Consider the following 5,474-nt stretch of genomic DNA (forward strand, 5'->3'; position numbering starts at 1 on the left):
CGGCGGCCCGGGGGGCGCGTAACCAATTGTTGTTGGGGCCCCCCGTCTGGCCGGGCGGGGTGGTGGCGTGCAGCGGTCGGCGGGGGGCGAGGCGGCCCGCCGCCACCCCGTACCCGACGCTCGTCGGCACCCCCACCACCGGCGCGCGCAGCAGCCCCGTGACCACGCTGGGCAGCGCCCCGTCCATGCCGGCCACGACCACGGCGCAGTCGGCCCGTTCAAGCCGCGGCAGTTGGGCGAACAGCCGCCCGATGCCGGCCACCCCCACGTCGTCCACGACGAAGGCGCCGACCCCGAGCGCGGCGAGCGTGGCCCGGCACTCACCGGCCACCGGCAGGTCGCAGGTGCCCGCCGTGACCACGGCCACCGCACCACGCGGCGCGGGCAGCGGCCCCACCGTGACCGTCCGCGCCACCGCGTCCACCTGGACGGGTGCGGCGCCGAACGCGGTGGGCGCGGCGGCCAGCACCTCGGCCGGGCAGCGGGTGGCGAGGGCCGGCGCCGCGGGGTCGGCCCTCCGCAGTTCGGTCAGCAGCCGCAGTGTCTGCTCGGCCGTCTTGCCCTGTGCGAACACCACTTCGGGCACCCCGGTCCGGCCGCGCCTGGCCACGTCGAGCCGGGCGAAGTCGGCCACCCGCACCGTCTCCGTCTCGGTCCCCGTATCCGCGTCCGTCGCGCTCATGCGGGCCGCTCCCCGCGGGTCGCCGGGCGCCCGTCGGCCGGCCGGCGGGGTGTGGGGGCCGCGTCCGCGCCGCCCGGCCCGGAGGCGGTGGCCACCGCACCGGCCCGGTAGGCCGCCACCGAGCCGTCCCGCAGCCGGGTCGCGGCGGCCACCGCGCGCAACACCTCGGCCTGGACGCGGGGGTGGCGGTCGAGCCAGTGGTGGGTGGTGGGCCCGAGTTCGATGCGGAAGGCCGTGGCGAGGACGCGGACCCGCAGCGCGTCGACCGGGACGCCGTGCGCGGTCAGCGTCGCGCGCACCAACTCCTCGGCGCGTTCGACCCGGCCGAGCCGCGCCGGGGTCACCGGGACGCCGACAGCCACCCGGGAGGACAGGCAGGGGGAGCCGGGTTTGTCCGCGACCGACAGGCCCCAGCGGACGGCGACGCCCCGCACCTCCGCCTTGCCGAGGCCCGCGGCGGCGAGCGGTTCCACGACGCCGAGCTCCGCCGCCGCGCGCAGCCCCGGACGGTGTGCGGCCCGCCGGTCATCACGGTGGGTGCCGGTGGCGACGGCTCCGAAGCCTCGCTCGGTCGCCACCTCCAAAACCCGGGACAACACCGTGTGCTTGCAGAAATAGCAGCGGTTCCCGGCGTTCTCCCGATAACCGGGAACCGACCACTCCGCGGTCGCCACCTCCAGCAACTCCACACCGATCTCCGCTGCGGTACGGCGCGCCCCGTGCAGTTCGCTCCTGGCCAATGCGGGGGAGTCCGCGATCACCGCGAGCGTACGGGCCGCTCCCCACACCCGGACGCCGGCGGCCAGTACGACGGCGGAATCGACACCGCCGGAGAATGCGACGGCCAGCGGGCCGCTTTCATTGACGGCCGCCAACAATGCGTATGACTCGGCGGTCTGATCGATGGGTTGTTCGCTCGTCCCGAACACCGTGCTCTGCCGCACCGGGAATCCGCGCCTTTCTACTCGGAGGGGCCGGAGGCGTACGACGCGTCATGGCGCCACGGGCGCGCTCGCCGGGGGTCGCGACCCTTGGCGTCCGGTTGGTGAAGTGGCGACGGGCGGCCCCGTCCGGTGCCGGCCGTGGCCTGTCAACACACCTTCCTGCACGGCCAGTTAGCTGCGTGAGCCGGTCTCGGCGAGGTCGCGTCCGGCCTCGATCCACTCCGCGATCTGACCAAGTGTCACCTCCCGGGTGACGTGCTCGTCGCCCATCCGCAGCCCCGTCTTCTCGCCGAGTACCAGGGAGAATTCCAGGAGCGCGAGCGAGTCGAGTTCCAACTCGTCGATCGTGGTCTGCGGGCGCAGTACGCCTCGATCCACATGGAACTGTTCGGACAGGATCTCCGTAATGATGCCCAAGGCGTCACTCATGGGTGTGCACTCCTCGCCTGGTGGTGCCTGCGCGGTTTCATGGCGCTGTGCGCGCGGCCCCAAGTGTTCCGATGCACAAGGGAAATGAACAAACTGGCGGAGGATGTTTCACTCATTTGCAGTCCAGGCCGCGGAAGATGGAGAACAGAAAAACACATCGAGTGACGTTCGCGCGCGCATCTGGACCGGGAAGGAAAACGGGCGGAAAACGCGCCCTGAAGGGGCGGGGCCCGACTGTGCGGAGAGCCTTTGCCGCCGGTGGTCCTTGTTGTACGATTTCCATCGTAGTACGTTGCATGTCGCACCACGGCATGCTCGTACGGATCGCCTTTCGGAGCAGCGTGAGGAGCAGCCGTGGCAGATCAGCAGGCCCCCACCCCGTCAGCGGGTCGGGAGCTCAAGCACCCGGAAGCCGCCGAGATCCGCCTCGAAGGCGTGCTGCACGCGCTGTCCGACCCGATGCGCCTGCGCATCGTGTGCGGCCTTGCCGACGACGGCGGCGAGCTCGCGTGTTCGGTCTTCGACCTCCCGGTGAGCAAGTCCACCTGTACGCACCACTTCCGCGTACTGCGCGAGAGCGGGGTGATCCGGCAGTTCTACCGGGGCACCGCCAAGATGAGCGTGCTGCGCCACGCCGACCTGGCCGACCGCTTCCCCGGCCTGCTCGACTGCGTCCTGGCCGCGGCCAAACGCCAGGAAGAGTGCTTGACCGTGGCCTGATCGCGGTCTGGTCGCGGCCTGACCACCCGCTGCGGCGCGGCCCGGGCGACCTGACGGCCGGATGGCCGGATGGCGCACCCCCGGCGACCTGGTGAATCGGATGGCGCGGGATGGCGCGACCCCCTGGGGCAGTGGCGCGCTCCCCCGGGGCGGTGGCGCGCCCCCGGCGACCTGACGAGGTGGGTGGCGCGGCCCCGGGGCCAGGCGGCGCGGCGACCGGCCGCCGCCGAGGCGCCGGCGGCGACACCGCAGGTGCGCGTACAGACGCAGGCACCGCTGGCCCCCGGCAAACCGGTTCGCGGTGCGCTGGTCCCCGGCGCACGGGTTCACGGCGCCGTGCGCGCCGCGCTCAACAACCCCTCCCAGTCCGGGATCTTCACGTTCGTACGGCCGAGCCGGCGGCCGAGGTCCGCCTCGGCCGCCTCGATGCGCAGCCAGCCCGGCCACTCCACCGGCTCCTGCCCCAGCCGGCGCAGGGCCGCCACCGGGTCCGCGGCCACGGTGCGCGAGGTCAGTTCCGCCGCGTCGGCGAGCAGGGCGTCCACGGTCTCCTTGGCGCACGAGCGGTTCGTGCCGATCACGCCGGTGGGCCCGCGCTTGATCCACCCCGCCACGTACTCGCCGAGCGAGGGGGCCCCGGCGCGCAGCACCCGGCCGGCCCGGTGCGGCACCGTACCGAGCGCGGGATCGAAGGGCAGCCCGGGCAGTGGCACTCCGCGGTAGCCGACCGAGCGCAGCACCAGCCGCGCGTCGATGTCCTCGTACGTCCCGGTGCCCACCACCCGGCCCTGCCCGTCGGGGGCCGTACGCTCGAAACGCACCGCGCGCACCCCACTGCCCACCTCGCCGGGCGCGCCCCCGTGCTGCGCCAGGAGCGCCACGGGCCGTAGGAAGAACCGCAGGTGGATGCGGCGCGGCCGGTCGACGGGTGGCTGCTGCGCCCAGCCGCGCAGCACTTCCACGTTGCGCCGGGCCACGGCCGGCAGCCCCGAGGGGTCGACGAACGCCGGATCGCGAGCGAGCTCATCGGCCCGCACCCGCACCGCGGCCCCGGGCAGCGCGCCGAGTTCCCGCAGCTCCTTGGTGGTGAACTTGGCCTGCGAAGGCCCGCGCCTGCCGATCATGTGGACGTCCCGCACCCGGCTGCGGCCGAGCGCGGCGCGCGCCGCGTCCGGTACGTCGGTGTCGCGCAGCTCGGCGGCGTCCCTGGCCAGCACCCGGGCCACGTCCACGGCCACGTTGCCGACCCCGATCACCACCGCCGACGGCGCGGCCAGCGGGAACTGGTCCGCCGCCGCATCCGGGTGGGCGCTGTACCAGGAGACGAAGTCGGTCGCCGACCAACTGCCGGGCAGCTCCTCGCCCGGCACCCCGAGCCGGCGGTCGGTCGCGGCGCCCACGCAGTACACCACCGCGTGGTAGAGCTCGTGCAACTGGCGCGGCGCGACCCCGGGCGAGCCCACCCGCACATGGCCGAGGAAGGTGACCCTGGGGTCCTCAAGCACGGTGCGCAGATTGCCCTGGAGCGACTTGATCTTCTCGTGGTCGGGCGCCACCCCGTACCGCACCAGACCGAACGGGCACGGCAGCCGGTCCAGTACGTGCACCACGACATCGGGGACCAGACTTTGCCGGAGCAGGGCCTGAGCGGTGTACACCCCGCTGGGGCCCGAACCGACGACGGCGACACGGAGCACGGCGGAACTCCTTCCCGCTGGGCCTCCCAGGATGGCACCGGGCCGGTCGCCGCGGGAGGCGTGTGTCCATACCGCGGTACGCCCGGAGCGCGTCCGTGCGCCGGCGCCTCGGCGCCGTCCGGGGCGGAACCCGGAACTCCACGGAGCCACCCGATATGCCCGACCCGCTTCGCCCGCTGCGGTGTGCCCTACTGCGCCGTACCCGCGGTGTCGTCGCCCGCCGCCGGCGGCGCGACCTGGCGCGGCGGGGGATCGCCGAGCTCCCAGTCGAGGCCGTAGCGCTGGAACAACTCCGCGCGCAGCCGCGCCACCGGCATCGGCGCCCCGGGCAGCAGCACCGCGACGACGGCGCCCATCAGCAGCGCCCGCATCAGCCGGTAGTCCGTCTCGGGGTCGTCGCTGCCGTACGCGACCACCGTCTCCTGGAGCAGTTCGGCGAGCCGCTGCTGTTCGGGACATTGGATGAAGCCCTCGGCCTGGAGGATGCCCGCCATGTGCGTGCGCATCAGCCGGGGGCGGTCCCTGGCCAGGCTGAGGATCGCGTCGATGGCCCGGGCCAGCAACTCGCGGCCGGCGCCCTCGCCGGTGGGCCGGGGCGCGCGGTCCAGCGCAGCCGCGAGTTCGGTGTGCATCAGACGGTGCACGGCGGACTGGAGGAGCTGCCGCTTGCCGGGGAAGTAGTACGACACCAGGCCGCGTGCTGCGCCCGCCCGATCGGCGATGTCCGCCAGCGTGGTGGCCTCGTAACCGTGCTCGTCGACGAGGTCGACGGTTGCCTGGAGCAGCCGCTGTTGGGAACGTCGGCGCAACTCCTCATTGACCGATGCGCTGCGCGGGGACATGCTTAACTCCTGCGTTGACTGGCTCGAAGCCAATATACTCAGTGGGTCTCCGGTTGTCCGCCCCTTCTGAGCAGGGTGAACACCGGGCCGGGGGGGGGGGGGGGGGGGGGGGGGGGGGGGGGGGGGGGGGGGGGGGGGGGGGGGGGGGGGGGGGGGGGGG

The 5,474-nt window shown here is 73.9% G+C and carries 6 protein-coding genes; 1 reads left to right on the plus strand and 5 read right to left on the minus strand.

All coding sequences use genetic code 11. The features are described 5' to 3' along the window. The 3 genes from AAHZ94_RS27710 to AAHZ94_RS27720 all read right to left on the minus strand — a co-directional run. Window positions 1-682 (minus strand): AIR carboxylase family protein (locus AAHZ94_RS27710; protein WP_349996218.1); only part of this gene is annotated, 682 nt, incomplete at its 3' end. Then, on the minus strand, window positions 679-1,626 hold the full coding sequence (gene larE / locus AAHZ94_RS27715; RefSeq protein WP_349996220.1) for an ATP-dependent sacrificial sulfur transferase LarE: 948 nt from the start codon (window positions 1,624-1,626) through the stop codon (window positions 679-681). The genes AAHZ94_RS27710 and larE, both read right to left, overlap by 4 nt. Window positions 1,627-1,797: 171 nt before the next feature. Further along, the gene (locus AAHZ94_RS27720; RefSeq protein ID WP_349996222.1) at window positions 1,798-2,055 is read right to left on the minus strand and encodes an acyl carrier protein; all 258 of its coding nucleotides are present in this window, start codon (window positions 2,053-2,055) and stop codon (window positions 1,798-1,800) included. 354 nt (window positions 2,056-2,409) lie between these two features. On the opposite strand from AAHZ94_RS27720, the gene AAHZ94_RS27725 reads away from it, so the two are divergent. Further along, window positions 2,410-2,775 (plus strand): ArsR/SmtB family transcription factor, encoded by a 366-nt coding sequence (locus AAHZ94_RS27725; RefSeq protein WP_349996224.1) that lies wholly within the window; start codon window positions 2,410-2,412, stop codon window positions 2,773-2,775. A gap of 326 nt (window positions 2,776-3,101) precedes the next feature. Here AAHZ94_RS27725 and AAHZ94_RS27730 read toward each other — a convergent pair whose 3' ends face one another. Together AAHZ94_RS27730 and AAHZ94_RS27735 are read right to left on the minus strand one after the other, a co-directional pair. Further along, complete coding sequence (locus tag AAHZ94_RS27730; protein WP_349996225.1) at window positions 3,102-4,472, minus strand: FAD-dependent oxidoreductase; 1,371 nt, start codon at window positions 4,470-4,472, stop codon at window positions 3,102-3,104. A gap of 188 nt (window positions 4,473-4,660) precedes the next feature. Then, entirely contained in the window at window positions 4,661-5,314 is a 654-nt protein-coding gene (locus tag AAHZ94_RS27735) for a TetR/AcrR family transcriptional regulator (RefSeq protein WP_349996227.1), read from the minus strand. Between the last annotated feature and the right edge of the window lie 160 nt (window positions 5,315-5,474).

It is taken from the genome of Streptomyces sp. HSW2009 (assembly GCF_040240285.1).
Lineage (GTDB): Bacteria > Actinomycetota > Actinomycetes > Streptomycetales > Streptomycetaceae > Streptomyces.

Coding starts and splice junctions, on each gene's coding strand:
- AAHZ94_RS27720 (WP_349996222.1), bottom strand. CDS start 2,055: ATGAGTGACGCCTTGGGCATCATTACGGAGATCCTGTCCGAACAGTTC.
- AAHZ94_RS27735 (WP_349996227.1), bottom strand. CDS start 5,314: ATGTCCCCGCGCAGCGCATCGGTCAATGAGGAGTTGCGCCGACGTTCC.